Source organism: Burkholderia sp. BE17, assembly GCF_009362305.1.
Classification (GTDB): Bacteria; Pseudomonadota; Gammaproteobacteria; order Burkholderiales; family Burkholderiaceae; genus Burkholderia; species Burkholderia pyrrocinia_C.
This window is the reverse complement of the sequence record NZ_WHNU01000111.1, coordinates 1-958: the sequence shown is the minus strand read 5'-3', so window position 1 is coordinate 958 and position 958 is coordinate 1. Positions and strand designations below refer to the sequence as shown.

General features: G+C 66.9%; 1 protein-coding gene and 1 pseudogene. One reads left to right on the top strand and one right to left on the bottom strand.

What is annotated here, in order from left to right; genetic code table 11:
* The coding region (locus GD429_RS40035; protein ID WP_152865747.1) for a transcriptional regulator at window positions 1-640 on the top strand (640 nt) is incomplete at its 5' end.
* Between the two features lie 31 nt (window positions 641-671).
* Here the strand turns inward: GD429_RS40035 and GD429_RS41540 are convergent.
* Window positions 672-770, bottom strand: a pseudogene (locus GD429_RS41540) (sulfite exporter TauE/SafE family protein); the annotation flags it as partial.
* Between the last annotated feature and the right edge of the window lie 188 nt (window positions 771-958).

Here is a 958-nt window from a genome sequence, read left to right as displayed (position 1 = left end):
GAAGAAATCCCCCGTCAAAGACCTGCTGCTCACCCGTTACGCGCCGATCGCCGACGGTATCGCCGCGCTGTTCTTCCCGTACGCGGAAGTCGTGATCCACGACCTGCACGACCAGACCGTGCTGTATCTCGCGAACAACCTGTCCAAGCGCGAGGTCGGCGACGATTCCGCGCTCGAGGAAATCGATCATTCCGCGCGCGAACGCGTGATCGGCCCGTACGAGAAGCTGAACTGGGACGGCCGGCGGATGCGCTGCGTCAGCAACGTGCTGTTCGACGACGAAGGCCGCCCGGCCGGGATGATGTGCATCAACTTCAACATCGCGGTGTTCGACGAGGTGCGCGCGACGCTCGACCTGTTCATCAAGGGCGCGGGCGTTGTCGCGCAACCGGACGAGCTGTTCCGCGACGACTGGCAGGAGCGCATCAATACATTCCTGCACGGTTGGCTGCGCGAGCGGCAGGTCGGGCTGAACGGGCTCACGCGCGAGCACCGGCGCGAGCTCGTCGAGGCGCTTTACGCGGAAGGCGCGTTCCGCGGCAAGAGCGCGGCGAACTACGTCGCGAACGTGCTCGGGATGGGGCGCGCGACGGTCTACAAGCACCTCAAGCACCTGAAGGAAACGCAGGGCGACGCGTAAGCGGCGGCATGCCCCGCGGGCCGGTTCGCCGCGCCCCGCCGCCGAGCGCGAGTGCCGTGCCCCAATGCAGCTGCGGCGACGCCAGGAACAGCACGACGGCCGATGCGTTCATCACGCCCGCGGGCCGGTTCTCCGCGCCCCGCGCCCCGCCGCCGCATTCGGCATCGGCAATCGCTGTCGGCCCCGTGACTTCCGCATCCACGCTTCGTGACACGTCGGACGCGGGCCCGTTCCGCACGAGCCCAGCCAGGAACGGCATCGAGACATAAAGTGATATAGTCTCAGTTACACTTTTTTGCCGCCCGGACCGCCCATGAC